This is a genomic window from Exiguobacterium sp. s40 (assembly GCF_018617905.1).
Classification (GTDB): Bacteria; Bacillota; Bacilli; order Exiguobacteriales; family Exiguobacteriaceae; genus Exiguobacterium; species Exiguobacterium mexicanum_A.
In genome coordinates this window covers 196,519-220,729 of record NZ_JACSLC010000005.1, presented here as the reverse complement: position 1 = coordinate 220,729, position 24,211 = coordinate 196,519, and the positions used below count along the sequence as shown (strand labels likewise).

Below are 24,211 nucleotides of genomic sequence, written 5' to 3'. Positions count from 1 at the left end.
TCAGAAAAACGGCGTATACTAAAGAGAGAGAAGGACAAACGTCCGAACGAATAGGGGGAAACACCAATGTCAGACATAGAAACAACACCGACATCATTCAGCGGCACATTGCCAATCGAGGCACGTACCGTCTTCCGACTGTCGAGCGCCATCTTTTATCTCATTGGGCTCGTCATCACAGGGGGCCTCGTCGCCGCAGCGCTTTATTTTGACTGGCCGACATGGCTGCAATATACGATGTACGTCTTACTCGCCATCGACCTCATCTATAGTGTGATTGATATTGTCGTCTTCCAAAAATGGAAGCAAGAGCGGTTCACGTATGATGTGAAACCACTCGAGATTCGCTTGCATCATGGCGTCATCACGACAAACGACGTGTTGATCCCGATGACGAAAGTACAATACGTCCACGCCCAGCAAGGACCGTTACTTCGAAAGTACGGCTTGCAGACAATCACAATCGGGACGGCCGCCGGGTCACATGACATCTATGCGATCGAGGAATCGTTCGCGAAGTCGCTCCGGGAACAAATCGCGGTCTACGCCCGCATCGAGGAGGAGGATGTCGTATGACGGAAGCCGCCCTCACGTGGCATCGACTGCCGAGTCGCGTCCTTATGCTTCGAGTGTTAGAGGTCATCAAGTCGTTCGCCATCCCGCTCGTGCTCTTGTTCGTCTTGAACAACGACTGGGAGTCGACGTTCGGCATCATCCTGCGCGTCGGGATCTTGCTGTTCCTCGGACTCGACATCTTGCAGAAGTTCTTCGGTTGGCTCAACTTCCGCTATGCGCTCGATGAGAAGACGGTATATGTCATCGACGGCAACTGGATCAAGAAAGAGAAGTCGCTCCCGCTCTATAAGATTCAGAGCGTCCACTCGAACAGCCCGTTCTTGTACAGGTTGCTCGGGGTCGTCGAATTGACGTTCGATACAAACGCGAACAGCGACGACGCCTCGTTCAAACTGGCCGGCGTCTTCCCGAACGAGGCGAAGCGGCTCGAGGACATCCTTGACCAGGTCCGTCACCGCAAGACCGAGTCCGATATACCAGTAGAAGGAGAGACGGACACGACAGCTACACCGGTGATGATTGAAAAACCGGCGAGCCGTTTGCTGTACGCCCTCTCGACCCGAGAGATCATCATCGCCTCGCTGACATCATTGTCGGTGTTCGCGATCTTCCCGGTCGCCTCGACAATCATCTCGTCCATCGATGACTTCATCAATCTCGACGGGACGTTCGATACGATCGGCGATTGGGTCGTCCACGCGTCGATTATCGCGATTGGCCTGCTCGTCCTGACAGTCCTGATATTGTCGGTCGTCATCGGCATGGTCATCAACTTCTTGAAATACGGGAACTTCCGGCTCGAACGGCGCGGGGACCGCATCCGCGTTGAGAAAGGACTGATCAACCGTTCCGCTAAAGAGATCCCATACGAGAAGATTCAAGCGGTCCGGGTCAAAGAGACGTTCATTCGGCGCTGGTTCAACATCGTCGGTGTCGAACTCGTCGCGGCCGGGACGATGGACGAGTTGAAAGACGAATCGTCAACCATCCTCCCGTTCGTGAAACGGGAGCGGGCGATGACCGTGTTGAACGAGCACTTCGACCAGTTCGTCTGGTCTGACACGCTTCATCGCTTGCCAAAACGTTCGCTCTGGGTCAAACTGCTACGCATCAGCTGGGTCGGACTCATCGTCTCGGGTGTCGTTTTGTATTTCTTCCGCGATTACGCCTGGTGGCTCGTCCTATTGTGGGCCATCATTATCGGCGGTCGCCTATTGAGCTATATGACGACGCGCTACGCTCGCAACGGTCAGTTCATCGAGCTGCGGACCGGGGCCTTCAACGTCAGTTCATTCTTGACGGACAAGCCGCGAATCGAACAGGTCCAAGTGACTCAGACGCCGCTCCAACGCCGTTTCGATGTATGTAACGTCCTGTTCTCGACACGGGGTGGCTTGCTATCGAATGAGATGATCGAGGATATCCCGAAACAAGAGGCAGAAGCCATGCTGAACTGGTTCTCCCGCTATACGGTACAGGAAGATATGAAAACACCGGGCTAACGGATAGCCCGGTCAGGTGATCGACGAGCCCCCTTGCGTGTTGCGAGTGGCTCGTCTTTTTTAATCGGCTTGAGGGGCTCGCTCCGACATAAGCTTGAAGTTGATCCTGTTTGGTGTGAATGCAACAATCATGGCACGTGTAGGTCACACGTGCCATGATTGTTCATGAACAGCATTGGAAGAGACTTTTGGGAGAATGATTGTGAACGTCGTTTTTCTTGGTTGACTCGTCACGTGAATCTCGCCCTCGTGTAAATCGATGATGGACTTGGCGATGGCGAGACCGAGACCTGATCCGCCAGTGTAATGTGCGCGTGACTTTTCCACTCTAAAAAATCGTTCAAACACGTATGGGATGTCACGTGATGGAATGGCCTCCTCGCCGTAATTCGTCATGTTGATAAGAACCACTTCATCCGTATCTTCAATGAACGTATCGATATACGTTCCGTCACGCCCGTAACGAATCGCATTCTCGAGTATATTCTCAAACACACGGACGAGCTTCAACGCATCACCTTCAACGATGGGTCGCTTGGCTGAGGAACTGAATCGAGCTTCCATTTCAACTTCCGAGAGACGTAACGTCGACTGCATGATGAGCTGATTGAGCAATTCATCGAGACGGACCTCACTTGTTTGCAGCGCGATTTGGTCGTTTTGTAGAAATGTATAGTCAAAGATATCGTTAATCAAGCCTTTCAGATGGATCGCATTCTCATGAATGACTTGGATGTAATGACGCAATTCCACCTCGTCCCGGTAACGGTCGCTGTGAATCAAGTCAAGATAACCCGTGATCGACGTGAGCGGGGAGCGTAAGTCGTGCGCGACGTTCGTCACGAGCTCGTGCTTCAAACGATCAGCTTGAACCAATTCCTGCTCCGCTTTTGCCGCACTGTCCGAGATGGCGCGAACGGTCGCCATCAACCGCTCTAGCTCTGGCGGGACCGATGGTTCAACCGAATCACGATTGGCATGAAGTTCTTCGACAAGTGATGTCATCCGCTCAATGTGAACCTGTAAATACCGTTTACGCTCATATTGATAGATCAACACAAGACAAACGATGACCATCAGACTGTAAAACATGACGATGACACCTTCCCGGAAATACGACAATACGATGATCAGACTCTCCACAAATCGTGAAGACTCCTCAAAGTACCAGACGGCAGGCAGTAACAGAACACCGCTCAGGGTAGCGACTCCAAAAGCAATCACCACATACAGCAGACGTTTCCACATCGGGATGAACGTTATGACGCGCCATATATTATGTCTCAATTTTATATCCCACTCCCCACACCGTATGAATGATGACCTCATGTGGCACAACGGCATGTAATTTCTCGCGGATGTTACTGATATGAACCATCACCGTCTGATTCGACCCGACGCCATGCTCTTGCCAGACAGCCTCGAATATCTCTTCAGAGCTATACACCCGGCCTTTATGTTTCGCTAGTAAATACAAAATCTCAAATTCACGTGCCGTCAATCGAATCATCAGCTCTTGCATCATGACGGTGTGGCTGGCTCGATCGATGAGGAAAGGGCCAGCTTGTACACTTGAGGACTCGCTTGGTCGGTTATAGTTTGAACGGCGCAGCAATGCTTTAATACGTGCCATCAACTCGAGCGGATTGAACGGTTTGATGATGTAGTCATCGACTCCCGTCGTCAATCCCAATATCTTATCCATATCACCCACTTTGGCACTGACCATTAAGATCGGAATTTGGCTCGTCTGGCGCACCCGCTTACAAAATTCAAGCCCATCCATCCGAGGCATCATCCAATCTAAAATGATTAAGTCAAACGATTCTTGGTTGAACAAGTCAAGCGCCATTTCCCCGTCGGTTGCCATCGTCGTGTGATACCCGTCATTTTTTACATACACATCAATCAGTTCTGCGATTTGGACATCATCATCCACTAACAAGATTTTTGTCATGCTTGAAACTCCCTCGCGAATTAAAGTTGGAAATTCTGATACAAACGTCGGAACGGGGCGTATTGGACGACGAAGCGAACGAGTAAGAACCCTAAGAGCGCCCCGAACGCATTTGCCAATAAATCATTCACATCCGTGCTTCGTCCACTGCCTAGTGTCGTGCGCACCAATAATTGAATCAGTTCAAGGATCAGACTAAACTGAAATCCTAATTTAAGTACTTCTTTTTTCGTGATCGACGGTTTCAAAAATGGAAGATAACAGCCGAACGGGAGGAACATCACGACATTCAGCACAAATGAATACACATCGATGGTCAAAATCGGAATGAAATTAATCGTTCTCCACCACGGAACTTGATTCGCATACTTTCCTAAATTGACGTCAACCGGGAAAAACACGAAGTGAAGGACACCTAATAAGTATATCCCGAATGATAGAAGCAAAATAGTTTGTGCGGCTTTTACATGTTTCTTGCGAAACGACCAGACGAGTAACGTGATGAGTCCGAGGATGGCGAGTGGGATGAGAACGACTCCTGATTCGATTGTGAACATAACTGAATAATTCTGATTATACATGGGAATAAACCTCCTAAGAATTTGAACTGTCTTCAGTGTAGATGGCAGATTTAAAGAATTCTTAAAGGAGTCATAAATGAAATCTAAAAAAGGCAAAGCGCTTTGCTCTGCCTCGAACTGTTGAACAATCAATCAAGAAGCTTGCTCTCGGATCGATGTCTGGCGCCCAGATATCATTCGTCACGTCAACTTCACCGTTTTCGCGTTTCTGTTGCTGAAAAATGGGAACAAGTATGGTATGATGCAAGTAGAAAGAGACCGGTGCTGGACACACCGGCCTCTGGCTCACAGGCTACCACTTCAAGAGTGGCCCAGCCGCCACAATGGTTAGTGAATCAGAAAGTGACCCATCTCATTGCGCCGAGGGGGTCATTTTTTTGTGCGTTCAGACGTTGCACGATCGGATGTTTGGTGTAACACCAAGTGAACGATAATCGGAGCGAGGATCGGGACGATCACATAATCGCCGACCCAGGTCCATAGTTGTTCCATCCGCACCACCGCCTTCCTCCATTGTGGACTTGGCGGCTGACCCCACTATTGCTGCGTTAACCTGCCTCTTCATTATAGCAGATTCTTGTCAAAAAGGATGCTAAAAACAGGAACGTTTGTTCTTATTTTATAAAATGAACCTTTCGTCCGAATGGGTCTCATGACTGGGTCCAAAGATGGATTTGAACCAATAATAGCTTGTATGTCAGAGGTCAGACAGGATATAATCAATCTCGTGTGTATAACCACATGGGTGGGTGAGGGTGCCAATAAAGGATTGATTCCTATGGCAAAACAAACAGAATGGAAAACAGAAACATACGGGGGCGTGCTGAACTTTCTGGCGACAGCATACATCCCGGCCGTTCACGCGGCAATCTTGACACAAGCCGGACTCCCGTTCGAGGGAGCGCTCGTCGGAGCGATTTTGACAAGCATCATCGGAACGTTCATCGCAGGGCTGTTCAACTTGCCGCTGCTCCTGTTACCAGGGATGGGCATAAACGCGCTGTTCACGTACACGCTCGTCCTGCAGATGGGGCTGAGCTGGCAAGGCGCGCTCGCCGTCTCGTTCGTCTCAGGAGCGCTCGTCGTCCTATTGACGGTAACGAAAGTGGCGAGGAAACTGGCAAACGCTTTTCCGCCGATCATTCATGACGGATTGACGGTCGGGCTCGGCCTGTTCCTTATCTTGATCGGACTCGAGGCGGCGGGGATCGTCTCGGGCGGTGGCGGGGCACTGCTTCACATCGGAGACCTCGGGGAACGGCCGGTACAGGTCGCGTTCCTGTCGCTCTTTGTGGCCATCCTTCTCTTCTTGAAGATGGGACCGAGCAGTTTCCTATGGACGATTGCGTTCGGGGTCGGTTTGAGCGCCGTCATGGGCACGCTCGACTGGACTGGTGAGTTCGCGCTCACACCATTCTTCGAGTCGTTCGGCACCGTGTTCGGCAACGTCTCGTTCGCCGAGTCGGCGTCACCGATCTTCCTAGTCGCCGTCGGCGTGTTGACGCTCGTCTTGCTGATTGAGAACATCAGCCTGATCCAAAATCAGACGCGCGCCATCGGCAAGGATGCGGACGCACCGAAAGGGCTCGTCGCCCAAGGCTTGTCGACGATGGCCGGTGCCATGTTCGGCTCGAGCCCGACCGTTTCGACGGTCGAGGTCGCGGCCGGCATCTCGGTCGGCGCACGAGGTGGCATCGCATCGTTCGTGACGTCAGGACTTTACGTCGTCTCGCTCTTGTTGCTGCCGCTGTTCGCGATCATTCCGGTGACGGCGATCGCGCCGGTGTTGATCATCATCGGCATGATGATGTTCCAGAACGTGAAGCATCTCCCGCTCGACAATTGGGAGCATGCCTTCCCGGCGATTCTCGTCATCATCATGATTCCGTTCACGTATTCCATCGTCGATGGCATCGGGCTCGGATTCATCGCCTATACGATGATCGTCTTGTTCAAGAAGGGCTATCGGTCGCTCAGTCCGGTCGTTGGTGTCTTGACCGTATTGTTTCTGGTGTTCTTTTCTTTACCAGTCTGGCTATAAGATAGGGCGGTACCGTGTATACGGTGCCGCTTTTTTTGTATGATGAAACAAAGGAGGTGTTTGAATGGATCAAGCAGGCGGATTCATTTCCATCGGGATGGCTTATCCGAGCCATTATCCGTTACCTGAACTTGCTCAAAATGTATGTGCGGAACTGTTAAGTAGCGGTGGCGAAATCATAAACGTGACATACAGTCAGGATAAGGCGGGCACTAGTTGGACGACAACGACAGGTACCGACTTTGCTCAGGTTGGGCAATACGGATCTATCCATTTACGAAGCAACTATTTTGGAGACGTGGACATGACGATGACCGTGTCCCTTCAAGAGATGGACACCTATGTCGGGATTCTCATCGATATAAAGTGGAATGATATCGTCTCACACCCTGCATCGAGACCCGTGTTCACACAGAAAATCGAACGACTGCTCGTTGACGTGTATCGCCATATGCCATTCTCGTACGCGCTTGCCGGGCACGAACTTGAGCTCGACTGGGCACCTGATGCGTTTCCGACATCAGCGGACTGGTTGGATGCGTTCCCTCTTTTTATGGTCCCGTCACCACAAGGCGTGATGGTAACTTACGGTTCAATTTCAATCGACGGGATGACTCCTCAAACCAATATGAAGAGGTCTATCCCGTTATATGCATAAGTGAGGCTCAATCACCTCAACCATGATTTTCCCTGAATTCGACTCATTTAACGCGCGAGCGACCCAAAAAGCGAAACGTCTTTCGGGAGAAAACGTGTTCCAGTTAGCCAAAACGAGTCGGAGCTCGCTTATAGAAACGCTTCGGTCATTACGTCAAGAGACGCTGACTTCTCACACGATGGCAAACGGAACGACCCATTCTCCGCATGACGGTGTTCCGTACACACTTGCCTATATCGTCACCGAGTTCATCGAACACGACCGGCACCATCAGCAACAAGTCGGCAGCATCTTGGGGAAAACGTCTTGAAGAGACGAGCGAAAGTACGCGGTGTTAGACGAAGACTGAAACGGTTGCGCATGGATGTCGACGAACAGACCTATTCGTTCCCGACGACGTTTCACGACGGGTATTGGCATAACAAAATTCCAATCGATCAACCGTTCTTACTATCGATAAAGAAGAATAGCCGAATCCAGCACGCCGTCATCGAGGCGATGGTAGAGGGTTCTTCACGTCTCGTACGTCTCCGAGAAGAGGAGCGGTTCCAGGTCGTCGTCTTGATCGACCTGCCGTCGCTCTGGCAGTCCGAACTTCTCGTGTTTGAAAGCGACGCACGACTAATGGCGTTCATGGAACGCGATACGTCTAAGCAGACATGGACGCGCTTGCCAGTGGGCTCTGTGTGCCTACAGCGATTCATACTTCCGGCGAACGTCGAGGTATATTGCTTCCATGAGCTGATTCAAGACGAGGATTATACACATAGCGGGGAAGTATGGTTGCTCGTTCAATAAGCGGGCGACTTTTTTATGAAAAAACTGAATATTCTATCAAACCATATGCTATAATCCTTTCAAATCCATTTTCCAAAATAAGGATTAAATGAAATCGATGAATGAAGGGAGCCGTGAGATTGGATGAGGTCGAATCAACAAATTCACAGACGGATTGTTCCATGAGAAAGGCCAAAACTCTTTTTCTATCCACGGTTTTGATTTCGTTACTGGTTGTTGCACTCATTTCATTGTCAGGTCAACTTGCTTATACCTACTTCAAAGGGTTGGACATCTCAGGGAGCCCCATCACGAACTGGGTCACGGACTGTCATGACAAGCGAAAGTTATTTGGGATTATTGAGGTCGTCGATACGGATGTTTGGTGTGGAGATGGTAGTGATGCAGATCCCGGACCCGGTATTTCTGAAGTAGGGGCGATTGTTGGGCCATCAGATGATGAAGGCGGCACACCAAGGGAAGATGAGAATGACTTGTCTCCGTCATATGGTACACCATCTACAAGCGAATCCGATCGCCTTTCCCTGTTGCCTTACATTGTCAGCACCATCCTCCTTCTTTTGATTGGTGTATGGATGTGGCGTAGACGCTTCCACAAAAAGGGGCGGGAAGCCGTTCCGATAGACGAGAGGATTCACTCAAGGCAAGAGACAGGCGAAACGTTCGAACAGGCAAAATGCTCCGCTCATCCGCTACCAGATTCCCCGTTGCGGCAACATTTGATTCAATTCGAACAAGCGCTGCCGCCACAACAACGAAGACGGCCGTTCGAGACGTTATCCGCGTGGGCGCGCCGTATCCAACTCGATGCTTCACTGCTGAGCTATTTAGAGACCCGTTACGACCAAGTCAAGGTCACGCCACATCGGGAAGAAGCGTTCAAGCAACAGCTTGATGCCTATTTACTTCGTTTAGAAAAGGAGACACCCTCATGACCATCAAACGTGTATTGGAACAATTGGACCAAATCTATCTCGGAAAACCTGAAATCACGCGCCTCTGCTGCACGGCGCTACTCGCGAACGGGCACATCTTGTTAGAGGACGTCCCGGGTACCGGGAAGACGCTACTCGCCAAAAGTATCGCCAAGAGTTTTGAAGCTGATTTCACGCGCATCCAATTCACGGCCGATTTGCTTCCGACCGATATCATCGGTTCTGACTTCTTCAACATGCAGACACAGACGTTCGAAAATCGGACGGGACCGATCTTTACCAACATCTTATTGATTGATGAAGTGAACCGAGCCGTCCCCCGGACACAATCCGCCTTGCTCGAGGCGATGGAAGAGCGGCAAGTCTCGATCGGCGGAGTCACGTATCAACTGCCGGAACCGTTCTTCGTCATTGCGACGCAAAACCCGATCGAATCGGCCGGGACGTTCGCCTTGCCCGACGCTCAACTCGACCGTTTCTTGATGTCCCTTCAAGTCGGATATCCTGAAGCAGGGGAGGAGCGACAGTTGATTCTTCAGACAATTTCTAAGACACGCCACATCGTTCATGCCCTCATGTCGTCCGAAACGTTTTTAGCAGCGCAGCGAGCAGTTGAGGAGGTCCGTATCCATGACGACGTCGTCACCTATCTGCTCGCCCTCATCCAAGAGACACGGAAACATCCGCTCGTCGAAGTCGGAGCCAGTCCTCGCGCGACGCTCGCCCTCGTCAAGGCGTCTCAAGCTTACGCTTATATCGAAGACCGTCAATTCGTGACCCCGGAAGATGTCCAAGCCGTCGCGACGCATGTTCTGGCACACCGCTTGACGCTCACGCTCGAAGGGGACGTGAAATCGACGAAACGGGAAGTTCTCGCTGATATTTTGGAGCGAGTCGATGTACCGGTCGAGAAGGTGTGAAGATGCGACAAGTCGAAGTGAGCACACCGTCACTTTTAGACGACAAGCTATGGCCGGCCTATACCGGAATCCTACTTCTGTTCATATGGTTCCCATATGTGTGGCCGCTCGCTTATCTGTCTGGCGCAATTCTAGGATTGATGCTGATTCGGAAATGGCTGACGCAGAAAATTGTCGAAGGGACACGTTTATCGTTCCACCAGAAAGAGCAGTTGTTGTTCGTAAATGATCGTGTCTCGCTAAGAATGGAGGTGACAGGTGTAGAACGTCTCCAAGAACTCGGAATCCCGACATCGGTCCGCCTGGTCACGGGACACGGCTTGACGTTTGACGAAGATCAGCGCGTACATGTCATTCAACTTCGTGAGGAATCGACCTATTCGCTTCCAATTCATGCGAAACAGCGCGGGCCCGTCCAAGTCAATGAATGTACACTTCAGTTCAGACTCCCATTTTGGCTTGGCACCATCTTCGTCACAGATCATACGCTTCCATCCTGGATCATACTCCCATCCATCACGAGACAGAACAGATTTGACTCACGCCTGGTACGGATGGGGGACCGACTCGTCAAACATTCACCGCTCAACGACCCGTTGATGATTCAAAGCACAAAACGGTATGAGCAAGAGCCGGTCAAACAGATTGAGTGGGTCGCGACAGCCAAGACAGGAAAACTTCAGGCGAAAGTGTATCAACGCCAAAACCTCGATACGTTCACGCTCGTGCTCGACTTGAGCGGTCCGCTAGGGAATGGCCTCCATGCCCGTTACGAAGAGTTGATTCAACAAGCCGCATATCTGGTATCCTATTTAGTGAAGGAAGATTGTAAAGTCGAACTGTTCATTAATCGACTCGATGCTGATAATCATATCGACCACCTACGGATGAGTGACGGTCGCAAGCAGTTGCGGCTTGCGCTTGTGCGCCTCGCCTGGATTCATGAATCCGATCGATTCGTCGCCACGAAACGATTTACCCAAATCATCGAGCGACACATGCATCCGCATGCGGAAATGATTCGGATTGACGCGTCACTGCTCAAGCAGATGTCTGTCGGTTGAAAGGAGTAAAGATATGTTCCGCCTGATCAAAACATTCGCTTTAGCCGGGATCTTCACGCTCGGTGCTACGTCATCAGTTGCCGCGCCGACAGAACGATCCGCGGAGCGTTTTGCTGAAAAACATTTCGAGTCAATCGTCCTCGACCATATCGAAGGTGACGACCCGAGTAACTATCATTTGACGGAAAGTCGCGCCATCTCATTCGGTTCGCTCCATGAAGTGATGATTGCCGCGCAATCCTGTTATTCGTCGGACGAAATGTGTACGTTTGTCTCGAGCAAGGAGTACGTATCAGCCGTCCTACAAGATGGGGAGCCGAGAAATGTCATCGGCACGTACGAGCAGGAACCGGGCCTCTTCGCCTTCTCCACGTTCGGGTATGGCGACGAGTTGGCCATTGCCTTAGCTGATGTGTCCGGTACATTGGTCCATTCCGCGCGAGAGAATGCCTGGTTTGACTATGATGGAAAGACGTTGACCGCCTTGACGACCGATGCGAAACGGTTCATCGGCGGAGACACGATCACGCTCGAGATGTATCAGAAACTCTTGGTCGAGACACGTTCAAACACTCAAAGTTCCGCGGAGGATGCCCTTACTAGTGGTTCTAGTGATGTTCAGACGAAAGAGCCGACATCCTATTGGATGCTTGGCCTCGCGTTGTTGGCGGGGCTCCCGCTCGGTTATATTTTGTACCGGAGGCGAGGAAAAAGATGAATTTGAAACGTCCGTGGTTGCATGAAGTCGATGCGGCCACGGCTTTATTTGTGCGTCGACATGCGGTGCACACGGATGAATTAGAACAAAAGACGGAGAGTTTATCACGTTCGAATGGTGGGACGTTATGGAAAGCGGACCGTTACGAATTCGACCCAGTCTATGACCAAGCGCTTGAGGACACGTATCGCTCGATTCGTCGACAAGCCGCTGACATCTTCTCGTTTCATCCGGATGGCTTACAAATCGATGAACGCTTTACAAATAAGACGATATTGCGATCCCTCGTCTTGCATCCGTTCACAAGAGCCGTCTATGTCGAGGTCACACCAGCTGGGGTCGTTGAGACGGTGTATGTCTGGATGCATCCGATTGAGGAGTGGAAACAAAGGGACCAAATCACTCGTGTGACGCTAGACGTCTCGAACATCGTGGCGGAAACCGAGTTGCATCACCTGTTAAAAGAACAGTTCCATTTTCCTGCTCACTATGGCATGAACTGGAACGCATTTTGGGACGCCATCACCGATGAGAACGGGTTGCCGGACATCGTTGAGCTATACGGTTGGACAGAGTTTGAGCAACGTTTGCCTGAGGCGGCGAACACGCTCGCGACATGTTTTACTGACTATGAGAACGAGCCGGACTTGAAACCGTGTCGTATCATCTATCAAAAGAATGAGATGCTTATTTTACCGCGGCATGCATTCAAAAAGGGAGAAGCAAATCGCCTGATCTACCGACATCTCACCGGAGAAGCTTTCCCGTTACGCGTGGAACGAAAAACGTCGGTACGGTTGCCGAAGCGACATCGTTTCGCGTTTAAACGCTTAAAAGAGGAGTCTGTCACATCCGGAATCGTTCATAACCATGAGTCGATTGCCCCATGGCTGACACTTTCCCGTGACGAACATTGCCAAGACGTCGTCACGTTCTCAAATGAGACGGATTGGTTGGTAAGCTATTACCGTGAGGGGCTGACACTCCAAGGGACGAATATTGAATCCGTTGAATCGATCGATACAGCGGATTACGAGACGTTTTTTCGTCACGTGACACGTGGTGCGTATCCGATTGAATTGACGTTCTGTCTCGGAGGAACGTTCGGCCCGAGGGAGAAATTATATCGATTGATGCTACATGACGCAGCATGGGAGAAGTTGATTGAAGACAGGTTGTTGACTCAACTAGAGATTCCGAAAGCAAAAAAGTTTTGGCAGTCTTTTTTCTCAACTACACCTGTACAGACAGTCGAGACGTTCATCGGAGAATTTCATCCTAACCTCTTCGGAAACTTCGTACTGGCGCATGATGCGGACGATGTGTATCACTTTCTTGATCATGTGAACGGTTCAATCAAGCGGTTTTGAAATTTAAATGAAAAGAGGAAATGGGTTGAACTACATACAGGACATGCGGAACCTCATTGGAACTAACTTATTAATGACGGTCGGTTGCGGCGTCATAATCGAGCACAATAATAAAATTTTGCTTCAACATCGTAAAGATCATGACGTTTGGGGAATCCCGGGTGGTGTCATGGAACCTGGTGAAACATTCGAGAGCGCAGCACAACGCGAAACGTTTGAAGAAACAGGTCTTACAGTCAGTCAACTAAGCTTGTTTGGGCTATATTCAGGAAAAGAAGGATTTGCTTCTTATAAAAATGGAGATCAAGTCTTTAGTGTACAAGTCATCTTTCATGCGACGGGATTCTCCGGAGAACTTGCGCAGGAAGGACAAGAGAGTCACGAGCATCGTTTTTTCTCACGCCATGAACTTCCAACATTAAACAGCCACCAAGAGTGGTTTATTATGGATTGGGTGAATCAAGAACAAGTGCCTATAGTAAAGTAAGAATCCATCAAGAAAGTTGGAAACATAATGAATTATTTAGAGCATTTAGAATCCCACTGTGGAGAATTCACGAATCAATTCGAAACAGAGGATTTAATAGAACAGGCCATACAGTTCTTGCAGTTCGATGACAGCCCTGAAACCGATAAGTTCACCATTTCGACGTTAGGACTTCATTGGCATACGCTACAAAACGAAGAGGGCACTCATACATATCAAGAGTTACTGTTGAGTTTTAAACAAAAACGTGCGTATGAAGACGTACTTGAGTTGTTATGGCAATTAACGACGCATGCACTCGATACACATCACGCCTTCAAACTCGGCGAATATTTCGAACTTCCCTCGAACGTCTTCAAACGATTGAACTTTTCCTCGACTTATGTGGCGACGCCGTTTTACTTTGATGAATCGTTTCTCGCCTATGAAGGAGACGAACAAACCGTGTTACCGGTCTGGTTCATTCCCATCTTCCCATCCGAAGAAGCGTTCATCGAAGCGCATGGTTCAGAACGATTCAACGAATTGCTTTACAAAACGGATGATGCGTTACTGGATTTGAAACGTAAACCGCTCGTCTGAGCCACACAAAAACACCGCTCTACGCCATCGCGTAGAGCGGTGTTTTCACATGTACGGCCCGTTCGCTTGGACGACGAACTGCGAATGCTCGTAATGGTACGTGATGCATGAGTAGTCGAATGGTTTCCCGTTCGAGAGATGAAAGATTGTCTCAATGCGAAGCGTCGGGTCGTTCGTCTGCAAACCGAGATATCCGGCTTCCTCATCGTCCAATCGTCCGACCTGCATATACATGTCAGAGAAGCCGATTGTGACGCCGAGGGCTCCCTGTACGTAATCGAAGATCGAGTCGGCGACAATCTCTCGGTTCAAATACGGGACGATCGCCTTTACATAGTACGACTCCTCGTAACAGAACACCTCTCCGTCGACGAAGCGGACCCGCTCGACACGATAGACGTCATCCGTCACGTCAATGCCAAGGTTCTGTGCGACCGTCGCGTCCGGTTTCGTGACCGAGACGTCGAGCACGTCCGACGTCAACACCCGGTCACCAAGGTTGCTCTTGAACCCTTGCGTCGAGAACAGACTCATATAGCCCGGACGGTTGTGACGCCGGACGAAGATGCCGCTCCCCCGCAATTGAAAGATGACGCCTTTCCGTTCCAGCAACTCGAGCGCTTTCGTGATCGTACTCTTGCTGACGGCATATTGGCTCATCAACTGCTCGAGCACGGGCAGTTTATCGCCTTGCTTCAAATCATGTTGATTGATGTATTGTTCAACCTCTGTTGCAATCTGTTGGTATTTTAGCATGTGGTATCCTCACCTCGTATGATCTGCTTTGATTGTACCACGTCACCATTTCGTCGAGAATACAAAATGTATCGCACTTGTATAATTGTACCGGTACAATTATACTTGGCATGTATGATCCAGTATTGGAGATTCAAAGTTGATAAGGAGGAACTACTATGAAGACATTACCGAAAGACTTTCTATGGGGCGGCGCGCTTGCCGCCCACCAATTTGAAGGCGGCTGGGACGCCGACGGCAAAGGGCCGAGCGTCGTCGACGTGTTGACGGCCGGCGCTCACGGCGTCGCGCGTCGCATCACGGACAAGGTCGAGCCGGACGAATTTTATCCGAACCATGAGGCGATCGACTTCTATCACCGTTATAAAGAGGACGTCGCGCTCTTTGCCGAGATGGGCTTGAAGTGTCTCCGCACGTCGATCGGTTGGAGCCGGATCTTCCCGAACGGGGACGATGCGGAACCGAACGAGGCAGGACTCCAATTTTATGACGACTTGTTCGACGAGCTGTTGAAGCACGACATCGAGCCGATCATCACGTTGTCCCACTTCGAGATGCCGCTCCACCTCGCACGTGAGTACGGCGGGTTCCGCAACCGTGCCGTCGTCGACCATTTCGTCCGCTTCGCCGAGGTGTGTTTCGACCGCTATAAAGACAAGGTCAAATACTGGATGACGTTCAACGAGATCAACAACAAGATGGACGTCAACAACCCGCTCTTCTTATGGACGAACTCTGGCGTCATCGTCGAAGACGGGGAGAACGCCCTTGAAGTGATGTATCAGACGGGGCACCATGAGTTGATCGCGAGCGCCCTCGCCGTCGCGAAAGGGAAAGCCATCAACCCGGACTTCGAGATTGGGGCGATGGTATCACACGTGCCGATTTATCCGTTCTCGTCAAACCCGGACGACGTCATGCTTGCTGAAGAGATGATGCGCCAACGTTACTTCTTCCCGGACGTGCAAGTGCGCGGGATCTATCCGAGCTACGCCTTGAACGAATTCGAGCGTGAAGGCTATTCCATCCCGTTCCTTGACGGGGACGAGGAGATCTTGAAAAATGGGACCGTCGATTACCTCGGTTTCAGTTACTATATGTCGACGACCGTGAAGAGTGATGTCGTCGCCGATAACAGTGGCGACATCGTCAACGGTGGTCTACCGAACGGCGTCGAGAATCCGTATATCAAGTCGAGCGACTGGGGCTGGTCGATCGACCCGGTCGGTCTCCGCTATGTACTCAACCGGTTGTACGACCGCTATCAAATCCCGCTCTTCATCGTCGAGAACGGATTCGGTGCTGTCGATGAGATCGTCGACGGGAAAATCCATGATGCGGCACGCATCGACTACTTGAAGGCGCATATCGAACAGTTGAAACAAGCGGTCGTCTATGACGGCGTCGACTTGATCGGCTACACGCCGTGGGGCATCATCGACATCGTCTCGTTCACGACGGGCGAGATGAAGAAACGGTACGGCATGATTTATGTCGACCGTGACAATGAGGGCAACGGCTCGATGGAGCGGATGAAGAAAGACTCGTTCGATTGGTATAAGCATGTGATTGAAACGAACGGGGAAGCGCTCGCGTACGAGCCTTCGAAGTAAACGAAAATACCTCTTGAAGACAATTGTTTTCAAGAGGTATTTTTCTGTGCTTATGTCGTTTTCAGTTTGACAGCCACCCACACTTCGCTATAGACGTTTTCAGACGGTCCGTCATGTTTCGTGAACGAGATGCTTGGCAAGTCTGCCAGTTCGTAGCCCGACGTCGGCAGCCATTCGGCATACGTCTTGGCCATCGTCTCCTGGAGCGTCTTCGGGAACGGGCCGGTATTCGGGAAGACGGCCCACAGGTTCGACGCAATCGTGATTTGTTCAAGATCCTCGTACGGATTATCTTGCGTCGTCGCGAAGCCAATCATGTGCGTGAGTGAACCCGTTTCGTCCAAATAGCCTTCATCGAAGTCGTACGACACGTTGAGCACTTGATTTGGATAAAGGTCCGCCAATTGATGCATCTCGCTTCGCTGTTGCGCCGTGATTGACTGCGCCAACTCGACGATGTCATGATTCACGCCTTCGAACTGAATCGGGACGCGTTTAGACACGCCGACGACGTTAAATGAAGATTTGTGTTCTAATTTGAATTCCATCGAGATTCCCCCTTTGATGTCAATGAAGAAAGTGAATTTCGGGAATGACTTTTGAATCTTGTTCTTGATGACTTCTGACGGTAAAAAGCCACACCAGTCTCGAAACGCTCGCGAGAATCCGTCGACGGATTGGTATCCATACGTATAGGCCACGTCCGTGACCGATTTCCCATGAATCAAGTCCTTGTTCGCTTCTGACAGCCGACGGTTTCGAATGTATTCATTGAGCGTCATCCCGGCCATGTAGGAAAACATGCGTCGAAAATGATAGTCGGACACCCCGACGATGCGTGTGATATCCTCACTCGTGATGTCTTCTGTTAAATTTTGATCGATGTGGTCCATCAATCGGTTCAGTGATTCAAGCATCTACATTCCCTCCTTTCTGCATTCATCATACTTCGAACATCGTAGGGGCACTCGATGATTTTAATACGGATATCATCGGATAGAAGACATCACTGGTTGTAGCCGATAAACATCGTGAACATGAACAAGATGACCGATGACGTCATGAGTAGGAACGTAAGCGAGCTCGCGAACACGAGAAATGCTTTGGAGAAGTGGTGTCGTCGTTTCCAAATCCCGATGACGAACATCACGTTCAAAATGAGAAATAGTGCGAGCAGCAGTAACGGGAGGGCCCGGTCCTGCATCAATATAAGCAAGTCCATAGATGGTTACCTTCCTTTAACTATTTTAAAAATCAGGGTATTCGTCATAACTCCCCTTATAATAATCAAGAATTAGCACGCATATCGTTTGTTACCTAGGAAGAAAACTATGAAAAAGCTACTTCGTGCGACCATCGCGGGCATCGCGTTGTTCACGCTGAGCGTCGCACCGTCAGAAACCGTGGACGCCGCACCGAAAAAATTTAAGAATTGCACCGAACTGAATAAGACGTACAAAGGCGGTGTCGCCAAAACGAAGACGACGAAAAACAAAGGTGGTAAGACAAAGTACAAGCCTTACGCCAACAGTTCGTTATACGAAGCGAACAAATCAAAAGACCGTGATAAGGACGGTATCGCCTGCGAGCGCTAAGAGGTGAGAGGACAGCCGTCCTCCGTCTCTTTTTTAGTTGTTGAAGCGGTAGGATATGTCCCCCGCAGCATCGTAACCGGTGATCGACTCAATCGACTCGATTTGGTCGACGAGCACGAACCAGACATCATTCCCGGCCTTCGTCTTCAACAGTTCCGGTTCGAACCGTTCCCCGTTCAACTCGACGATGACTCTTGTCGTCTCGCCGTGGTTCATCCCGTAAAGGATATCGTACGGGGAACATGATGACGTATCTCCGCACGATTGGCCGAAAGTCGACCACGTGAGACCTTCCTCGGACAGCGATTCAGATGTAATCGACTGAACCTGATTGTCGACAGTAAGTTCAAGACCTATGCCTTGCGCAACCGGCTCTTCACTCCATTCCTCGACGATGTAACTGTTCATGAAAAAGCGGAGACTCATGTCACGGTCATCAACAGGGTAGGTGAGAATCGGTTCCGCTCCCTCGGGCAATTGTGGCTGCTTCGTCGAATCAAATGCCCAGGCCACTCCGGCTGATACCAACAATAAGCACACAAGAATGAGGACAATCTTTTGCTGACGCTTCATAACAGACCGCTCACTTTCTCAACTTGTAAAAACTGTCGTACCTGTTCAAGCGGGAACGCCGGGTTCCAATGGACGAAGTGGCCGCCTGTCATTCGTATGTAAGTGATCGGCAGCTCATGCCGTTGCAGGTCCAGAATGGCTGACTTCGTCAATCGGGCTTCTTTGTCGTCCAGTCCGACAAAATCGCCGTAAATAAGTAACGTCGGGACTTGAAGTGAACGCATAAGCTGCGGCACGTCAAGGTGATAGAAGCCGAACAGCAGATTCAATCCGCCTCGTCCGAGCTTAGCCGGGTCGTTCAACGCGCGCCGAATCTCGTTTCGTTCAGAGAGGCCTGTCTGTGCGCAGAAAGTCTTAACCTGTTCCTCTGTAACTGGAGATGTACCTTCATCTGAAATGACCTTCGTCTCGATTTTCGGGACGAGTCGAGGTCCGAACAGACGATAAAGTCCGCTCAGGAGCGGGACGGCAAGGCCGAACACGCCATACTCTCTCAACGGAACGCGAGGGAACGCCTTATGGCCTTGATCGAGCAAGACGAGCCGCTCCACGTGCTCGGGATAATGCGTGGCGAAAGCGAGAGCGATCGCACCTCCAAGTGAATGCGCGATCACATGGATGGGTCCGATTCGATGTGTGACGACGTAGTCGTTGACCCAATCCGCCAACTGTTCGGACGTCACGACCTGCTTAATCCCTTCACTTCGCCCGAACCCTGGCAAATCTAGCAAATGCACCTCGAAGTCGTCGCATAGCACCTCAGCGAGTGAACGACCTTCTTCTCCGGTGAATCCTCCAGCCGGTAAAAATATAACGGGTGTCCCGCTTCCCATCACTTCTGCATGATAACGATTCAATTGAATCCCACCTTCCAACTCCCAATATCTGTATCTTTCCATTGTACGTGACTAGTGATTGGAACAGAAGCAGATTCTTTCAAACGGAGATACGTTTTCACCCAAATCCAGGTATAGACTAATGACACGTGAGCAGGTTGCACTTGTCGTTTTCTCTGTCGCTCTTGAGTTGTCTCAACAAGGAGGAATGCGGTGTGAAATTATCGGGTAAAACGGCACTCGTCACCGGGGCCGGGTCAGGGATGGGTCGGGCCATCGCCAAACTGTTTGCCGAGGAAGGGGCACGCGTCGTCGCCATCGACATGAACGGGGACTCGGTCGAAGCGGTCGCCTCAGAGATTAAAGCGAGCGGCGGGGAAGCCGTCGGCGTCTCGGGGAACGTCACGAAACAAGAAGATATCGACAAGATGGTCGAGACGGCGACGAGCACGTTCGGCTCGCTCGACATCTTGGTCAACAACGCGGGCATCATGGACAACTTTTTGACCGTCGGCGAAGTGACCGAAGAGGTGTGGGACCGCGTCATCGCCGTCAATTTGACCGGACCGATGAAACTGGCCCGGGCCGCGATCAACATCATGGACAAGCAAGAAACGGGCGGCGTCAATACGAATATCGGCGCCACCATCACCGCGCCGAGCGAGCTCGGGATGCGGGCCATCCAAGGGCAGGGGATGCCCCGATGGGTGAACCGGAGCAAATTGCCAAGGTCGCGTTGTTCCTCGCCTCCGACGATTCGAGTTTCGTCAATGGAGACGTCTTGAAAGCAGACGGCGGTTGGACCGCCCGTTAACGAGAAAAAGCCGACACGATTGTCGGCTTTTGTTATGTCTGTCGCTTTCGGTACGCCAATGGTGTCACCGCATGGACTTTTTTAAACGATTGCACGAAATGGCTCACGCTCGTGTAGCCGAGACGATGCGCTAGATCGGCGATCGGTTCCTTCGACTCCTCGACGAGGCGCGCCGCACGATGCATGCGGACGTTCTGGACGTAGGCGAGCGGCGATGTGTCGCCCCATTTTGTAAAGTAGCGGCAACATTCCGCCCGGCTCAGACCACCCGTTGCTGCGATGTCTTCGAGCGTCAGTTTCATCGTGTCATGGTCATGTATGTAGGCGAGCATGAGACGCATCCGTTCCTGAACATGATGTTTCGTTCCGCTTTGCGGCTGTTGAATCCAATAGCGCCAAATGACTGCGAGCTGTAAGCTCGCATCGAGCAATGCGAACGAAGACTTCTTCTTCAGGCTGCGAATCACTTTGTCGATTATGTCGAGGACGGGCTTATCTCCTGGTTCACCGGGATGCAACACTTTACTACGCGACGTCTCGGCGTGCGGTGTCACGTACAACTCCGCAAGCGACGGAGAGAATAGGTCAAACGGCTCGACGGAGAGCACGACCAAACGAAATGGCTCTCCTTTCGGTTCAACTTTCACGATTTGTCCACGGTCTAAGATCAACGCCATCCCGGAGCGGAGCCGAGACCGTGTCCCATTGACGAGCAGGTCGAGTTGTCCGTTCGTGATTAACCAGATTTGAAACAGCGGATTCACTTTGATCGTCGTCTCAATCGTCGTTTCAGTCCACTCTTGGATATCAATCAGATTTCCTTCAACCTTCATCCGAACACCTCAATAATTGAACATTTATTTCGTTTTAACACCGGATGGACACACTTATTTTTCACCACGAAGCGTCTATCAAGACATTTTATCGGAATTTTCTACGTGGCGATTGAACAAGTTCCTTCTATATAATGGCGTCAAAAAATGAACCAACCGGTGACACCCGCATGCACTAAGATGGCGATTGGAACACCAATGCGGAATTTCGGCTTCAATGTCTTATGACGGAAGAACCGCATCGCGAGATAGGCCCCGAATGCGCCGCCGATCCAAACGAGAATGAGTAACGTTTGTTCCGAAATGCGCCATTCCCCAGATTTAGCACGACGTTTATCGAGGTAAAATGACATAAACGCTAGGAAATTAGTCACAATGTAATATAGCAGTAATAGTTCCAAAGACTAAAACCTCCTTTCTCTTCTCTTTAGTATAGCTGAAAATGGCTCAACTAAGCCATTTGTATTTGGATTGTAAAAATTCAGATTCCTCTCATCTCGCTGAAAGCTTCTGTAACTGAACTGATATCACTCTCATATCAGCCTGTAACGGCAGTGAAATATACAGGTGTTACAGTAAGGGGGCGTTAGAAAAGGGAGGAATATTCTTATGAAAAAACCACTATTGACACTAACGGCACTCGCTGGCCTTAGTTTAGGAGTCGCTGCTCCAGCTTCGGCAGCATCAACACACACAGTTCAGTCTGGAGATACACTTTACCGTATCGCTGTGAACAACGGTGTATCAGTTAATGACATCAAACAAGCGAACGGCTTAAACTCTAATATGATTTATCCAAACCAAGTATTGAAGCTTGCGAAGTCAGAAGCTAAAGCTTCAAGCGCTTCAAAAACGTATACAGTAAAATCAGGTGACACGTTGTATCGCATCGCGACAAACAACGGCGTATCTGTCAAACAGTTGATGACATGGAACGGTCTTAATTCAGATCTCATTTTCCCTGGTCAACAATTCTCTGTAAAAGGTGCTAAAGCAGCATCGGTTGCGAACAGCGCACCAGCCGCTAAACCAAAAGCATCAACATCTGCACCAGTGACGAAACAGTCTACGTCTACAACGCAAACCCAAGCTCCGGCTTCAGGTAAGACGATGACTGTGGAAGCAACGGCTTACACGCCATACTGTGCAGGATGCTCAGGAATCACGGCAACAGGAATCGACGTCCGCTCGAACCCGAACCAAAAAGTCATCGCGGTTGACCCTTCAGTCATCCCACTCGGCTCTAAAGTATGGGTTGAAGGCTACGGCGAAGCAATCGCTGGAGATACTGGTGGCGCCATCAAAGGTAACAAAATCGATATCTTGATGCCGACACGAGAGCAAGCGCTCAACTTCGGTCGTAAATCAATCACAATCAAAGTCTTAAACTAATCGGTTTACCCTAAAAACACCGCAGGCGCGGTGTTTTTTTTGTGTGTCTATCCCTTTACCTGCAAACGAGTATTTCATTCTTACGAAGAATGGGTAAACAAGAGACAAAAGGAGGAAATCGAGATGGTCACGACAGAATTCATTCTAGGCATACTCGGTATCGTATTGGTCATCCTCAACGTGACGTTTGCGGTCACCATCATCTTCTTCGAACGGCGCGATATCGGGTCGACGTGGGCCTGGCTACTTGTTCTATTCTTCGTGCCGCTGCTCGGATTCTTCATCTATATCTTCTTCGGACGCTTGATCAAATCGAATAACTTCTACCAAGTCGACGAGGAACGACGGCATGAATACGCGGAACACGTCCATAACCAGTTAACTGAGCTCGACGCCCATGGCGGCTTGTTCGCCAGTGATCCGCTCTTATCCAAGTATCGTCGCCTCGCCCGCTTGAACTTATCCTCTACGAATGCGCTCGTGACGTATCATAATGCAATTCAAGTCATCTATGACGGCGAGCAGAAGTTCGAGGCGTTGTTCCATGACATCGAGGTGGCAATAAAGGAAATCAACATCCAATACTATATCATCCAAAACGACTCGCTCGGTCAGGCGCTCATCTCGGCCTTGACGCGACGGGCCAAGGAAGGGGTCAAGGTCCGTCTGCTCTATGACGCCGTCGGCTCCCGCGGATTGCGACGTTCCCATTTCAAACAACTGCTCGCGCACGGCGGCGAGGTCAAATCGTTCTTCCCGTCACGCCTCGGTATCAACTTCCGCGTCAATAACCGGAATCACCGAAAGCTATGTATCATCGATGGGGAGATCGGCTATATCGGTGGTTTCAACGTCGGGAATGAATACCTCGGGACGAACCGTCAGTTCGGTTATTGGCGCGACGTGCATCTACGGATGAGAGGGGAGGCGGTCCGAGAATTGCTCGAGCGTTTCCTCCTCGATTGGAACCGTGCCGTACCGACGAAACACCGGGCCGAGAAAGAGGACTTCCGTTGGCCGACTTCTTTACTCGAGACGTCTCGGTCACCGGTACAAATCGTCACATCGGGCCCGAACTCGTCGACCGAGCATTTGAAAAACATGCTCGTCAAGATGATCACCGAGGCGAAAGAGACGATTTACATCCAGACCCCTTATTTCATCCCTGACGCCAGCTTCCTCGACGCCTGCCGCAACGCGCTCATGTCCGGGACGAAAATCCGCCTGATGATCCCGAACAAGCCGGATCACATGTTTGTCTACTGGGCGACGTATACGAATGCGGCCGAGCTCGTCCGCTACGGTGCCGAAGTATATACGTATGAAGGCGGCTTTTTGCACGCGAAGACGCTCGTCATCGATGGCGAGGTCGCCTCGATCGGCACGACGAACATCGACGCGCGCAGTTTCCGTCTCAATTTCGAGATCTCAGCGCTCGTCTATGATGAGGTCGTGGCCCAGTCTGTCATCGATGCATTCGATCGAGACCTCGCATGTGCTGACAGGTTAACGGTTGAGCGTTATGAGACACGAACGAAATGGATCCGTTTCAAAGAGAGCGTGTCACGCTTGCTCAGCCCAATTCTTTAAAAAAGACCAGTCAGACCGTC

Annotated in this window: 28 protein-coding genes and 1 pseudogene; 18 read left to right on the top strand and 11 right to left on the bottom strand. The window is 50.6% G+C overall.

Annotated features, from left to right (window positions below; translation table 11 throughout):
* Positions 1-66: 66 nt before the first annotated feature.
* Both KNP02_RS07000 and KNP02_RS06995 read left to right on the top strand, forming a co-directional pair.
* Positions 67-576, top strand: coding sequence for a PH domain-containing protein (locus KNP02_RS07000; RefSeq protein WP_214707820.1), 510 nt, complete (start codon positions 67-69; stop codon positions 574-576).
* Complete coding sequence (locus KNP02_RS06995; RefSeq protein ID WP_214707817.1) at positions 573-2,078, top strand: PH domain-containing protein; 1,506 nt, start codon at positions 573-575, stop codon at positions 2,076-2,078. The genes KNP02_RS07000 and KNP02_RS06995 overlap by 4 nt, the downstream gene beginning before the upstream one ends.
* A gap of 144 nt (positions 2,079-2,222) precedes the next feature.
* Here KNP02_RS06995 and KNP02_RS06990 read toward each other — a convergent pair whose 3' ends face one another.
* The 4 genes from KNP02_RS06990 to KNP02_RS15000 all read right to left on the bottom strand — a co-directional run bounded on the left by KNP02_RS06990 (position 2,223) and on the right by KNP02_RS15000 (position 5,108).
* The gene (locus KNP02_RS06990; RefSeq protein WP_251130732.1) at positions 2,223-3,365 is read right to left on the bottom strand and encodes a sensor histidine kinase; all 1,143 of its coding nucleotides are present in this window, start codon (positions 3,363-3,365) and stop codon (positions 2,223-2,225) included.
* Positions 3,355-4,035 (bottom strand): response regulator transcription factor, encoded by a 681-nt coding sequence (locus KNP02_RS06985; RefSeq protein ID WP_214707813.1) that lies wholly within the window; start codon positions 4,033-4,035, stop codon positions 3,355-3,357. Before KNP02_RS06985 ends, KNP02_RS06990 begins: the two co-directional genes overlap by 11 nt.
* Positions 4,036-4,055: 20 nt before the next feature.
* Positions 4,056-4,616, bottom strand: coding sequence for a VanZ family protein (locus KNP02_RS06980; RefSeq protein WP_214707811.1), 561 nt, complete (start codon positions 4,614-4,616; stop codon positions 4,056-4,058).
* Between the two features lie 369 nt (positions 4,617-4,985).
* On the bottom strand, positions 4,986-5,108 hold the full coding sequence (locus KNP02_RS15000) for a hypothetical protein (RefSeq protein ID WP_255417482.1): 123 nt from the start codon (positions 5,106-5,108) through the stop codon (positions 4,986-4,988).
* Positions 5,109-5,394: 286 nt separating this feature from the next.
* Here KNP02_RS15000 and KNP02_RS06975 point away from each other — a divergent pair, with 286 nt between their 5' ends.
* From KNP02_RS06975 to KNP02_RS06925, 11 genes are all read left to right on the top strand, one after another.
* On the top strand, positions 5,395-6,657 hold the full coding sequence (locus KNP02_RS06975; RefSeq protein ID WP_214707809.1) for an NCS2 family permease: 1,263 nt from the start codon (positions 5,395-5,397) through the stop codon (positions 6,655-6,657).
* Between the two features lie 64 nt (positions 6,658-6,721).
* On the top strand, positions 6,722-7,315 hold the full coding sequence (locus KNP02_RS06970; protein WP_214707807.1) for an Imm64 family immunity protein: 594 nt from the start codon (positions 6,722-6,724) through the stop codon (positions 7,313-7,315).
* Positions 7,316-7,409: 94 nt separating this feature from the next.
* Positions 7,410-7,625, top strand: coding sequence for a hypothetical protein (locus tag KNP02_RS06965; RefSeq protein ID WP_214751484.1), 216 nt, complete (start codon positions 7,410-7,412; stop codon positions 7,623-7,625).
* On the top strand, positions 7,622-8,113 hold the full coding sequence (locus KNP02_RS06960) for a DUF3916 domain-containing protein (RefSeq protein WP_214707805.1): 492 nt from the start codon (positions 7,622-7,624) through the stop codon (positions 8,111-8,113). The genes KNP02_RS06965 and KNP02_RS06960 overlap by 4 nt, the downstream gene beginning before the upstream one ends.
* A gap of 119 nt (positions 8,114-8,232) precedes the next feature.
* Positions 8,233-9,048 carry a hypothetical protein gene (locus KNP02_RS06955; RefSeq protein WP_251129156.1) on the top strand — a complete coding sequence of 272 codons (816 nt, stop codon included), beginning with the start codon at positions 8,233-8,235 and terminating at the stop codon, positions 9,046-9,048.
* On the top strand, positions 9,045-9,968 hold the full coding sequence (locus tag KNP02_RS06950; protein WP_214707803.1) for an AAA family ATPase: 924 nt from the start codon (positions 9,045-9,047) through the stop codon (positions 9,966-9,968). The genes KNP02_RS06955 and KNP02_RS06950 overlap by 4 nt, the downstream gene beginning before the upstream one ends.
* A 2-nt stretch (positions 9,969-9,970) precedes the next feature.
* On the top strand, positions 9,971-11,032 hold the full coding sequence (locus KNP02_RS06945; protein ID WP_251129155.1) for a DUF58 domain-containing protein: 1,062 nt from the start codon (positions 9,971-9,973) through the stop codon (positions 11,030-11,032).
* A gap of 13 nt (positions 11,033-11,045) precedes the next feature.
* Entirely contained in the window at positions 11,046-11,750 is a 705-nt protein-coding gene (locus tag KNP02_RS06940) for a hypothetical protein (protein ID WP_214707801.1), read from the top strand.
* Entirely contained in the window at positions 11,747-13,120 is a 1,374-nt protein-coding gene (locus KNP02_RS06935) for a barstar family protein (protein WP_214707799.1), read from the top strand. The genes KNP02_RS06940 and KNP02_RS06935 overlap by 4 nt, the downstream gene beginning before the upstream one ends.
* Positions 13,121-13,145: 25 nt before the next feature.
* Positions 13,146-13,607 carry an NUDIX hydrolase gene (locus KNP02_RS06930; protein WP_214707797.1) on the top strand — a complete coding sequence of 154 codons (462 nt, stop codon included), beginning with the start codon at positions 13,146-13,148 and terminating at the stop codon, positions 13,605-13,607.
* A 27-nt stretch (positions 13,608-13,634) separates the two neighbouring features.
* Positions 13,635-14,189 (top strand): suppressor of fused domain protein, encoded by a 555-nt coding sequence (locus KNP02_RS06925; RefSeq protein WP_214751482.1) that lies wholly within the window; start codon positions 13,635-13,637, stop codon positions 14,187-14,189.
* Positions 14,190-14,234: 45 nt separating this feature from the next.
* Here KNP02_RS06925 and KNP02_RS06920 read toward each other — a convergent pair whose 3' ends face one another.
* Positions 14,235-14,945: a GntR family transcriptional regulator gene (locus KNP02_RS06920; RefSeq protein WP_214707793.1), complete on the bottom strand. Its 711-nt coding sequence runs from the start codon at positions 14,943-14,945 to the stop codon at positions 14,235-14,237.
* 158 nt (positions 14,946-15,103) lie between these two features.
* On the opposite strand from KNP02_RS06920, the gene bglA reads away from it, so the two are divergent.
* Complete coding sequence (gene bglA, locus KNP02_RS06915; protein ID WP_214707791.1) at positions 15,104-16,558, top strand: 6-phospho-beta-glucosidase; 1,455 nt, start codon at positions 15,104-15,106, stop codon at positions 16,556-16,558.
* 50 nt (positions 16,559-16,608) lie between these two features.
* Here the strand turns inward: bglA and KNP02_RS06910 are convergent, their stop codons facing one another.
* Positions 16,609-17,475: an AraC family transcriptional regulator gene (locus tag KNP02_RS06910; protein ID WP_214707788.1), complete on the bottom strand. Its 867-nt coding sequence runs from the start codon at positions 17,473-17,475 to the stop codon at positions 16,609-16,611.
* Between the two features lie 89 nt (positions 17,476-17,564).
* Complete coding sequence (locus tag KNP02_RS06905) at positions 17,565-17,780, bottom strand: hypothetical protein (protein ID WP_214707786.1); 216 nt, start codon at positions 17,778-17,780, stop codon at positions 17,565-17,567.
* 109 nt (positions 17,781-17,889) lie between these two features.
* Between KNP02_RS06905 and KNP02_RS06900 the strand changes: the two genes are divergently transcribed.
* Positions 17,890-18,153: an excalibur calcium-binding domain-containing protein gene (locus KNP02_RS06900; protein WP_138859434.1), complete on the top strand. Its 264-nt coding sequence runs from the start codon at positions 17,890-17,892 to the stop codon at positions 18,151-18,153.
* A 33-nt stretch (positions 18,154-18,186) separates the two neighbouring features.
* Here the strand turns inward: KNP02_RS06900 and KNP02_RS06895 are convergent, their stop codons facing one another.
* Positions 18,187-18,726 carry a hypothetical protein gene (locus KNP02_RS06895; protein WP_214751479.1) on the bottom strand — a complete coding sequence of 180 codons (540 nt, stop codon included), beginning with the start codon at positions 18,724-18,726 and terminating at the stop codon, positions 18,187-18,189.
* Positions 18,723-19,583 carry an alpha/beta fold hydrolase gene (locus KNP02_RS06890; protein ID WP_214707782.1) on the bottom strand — a complete coding sequence of 287 codons (861 nt, stop codon included), beginning with the start codon at positions 19,581-19,583 and terminating at the stop codon, positions 18,723-18,725. The genes KNP02_RS06895 and KNP02_RS06890 overlap by 4 nt, the downstream gene beginning before the upstream one ends.
* Positions 19,584-19,825: 242 nt before the next feature.
* Between KNP02_RS06890 and KNP02_RS06885 the strand changes: the two are divergent.
* A pseudogene (locus tag KNP02_RS06885) lies at positions 19,826-20,376 on the top strand (SDR family oxidoreductase).
* Between the two features lie 32 nt (positions 20,377-20,408).
* On the opposite strand, the gene KNP02_RS06880 reads toward KNP02_RS06885, so the two are convergent.
* Together KNP02_RS06880 and KNP02_RS06875 are read right to left on the bottom strand one after the other, a co-directional pair.
* Positions 20,409-21,209 carry a helix-turn-helix transcriptional regulator gene (locus KNP02_RS06880; RefSeq protein ID WP_214707781.1) on the bottom strand — a complete coding sequence of 267 codons (801 nt, stop codon included), beginning with the start codon at positions 21,207-21,209 and terminating at the stop codon, positions 20,409-20,411.
* A gap of 140 nt (positions 21,210-21,349) precedes the next feature.
* Complete coding sequence (locus KNP02_RS06875) at positions 21,350-21,610, bottom strand: DUF1294 domain-containing protein (RefSeq protein ID WP_232939616.1); 261 nt, start codon at positions 21,608-21,610, stop codon at positions 21,350-21,352.
* Between the two features lie 208 nt (positions 21,611-21,818).
* Here KNP02_RS06875 and KNP02_RS06870 point away from each other — a divergent pair, with 208 nt between their 5' ends.
* Complete coding sequence (locus KNP02_RS06870; RefSeq protein WP_034777617.1) at positions 21,819-22,601, top strand: LysM peptidoglycan-binding and 3D domain-containing protein; 783 nt, start codon at positions 21,819-21,821, stop codon at positions 22,599-22,601.
* A 123-nt stretch (positions 22,602-22,724) separates the two neighbouring features.
* Positions 22,725-24,191, top strand: a complete 1,467-nt coding sequence (gene cls / locus KNP02_RS06865; RefSeq protein ID WP_214707779.1) for a cardiolipin synthase — start codon at positions 22,725-22,727, stop codon at positions 24,189-24,191.
* The last annotated feature ends 20 nt before the right edge of the window (positions 24,192-24,211 follow it).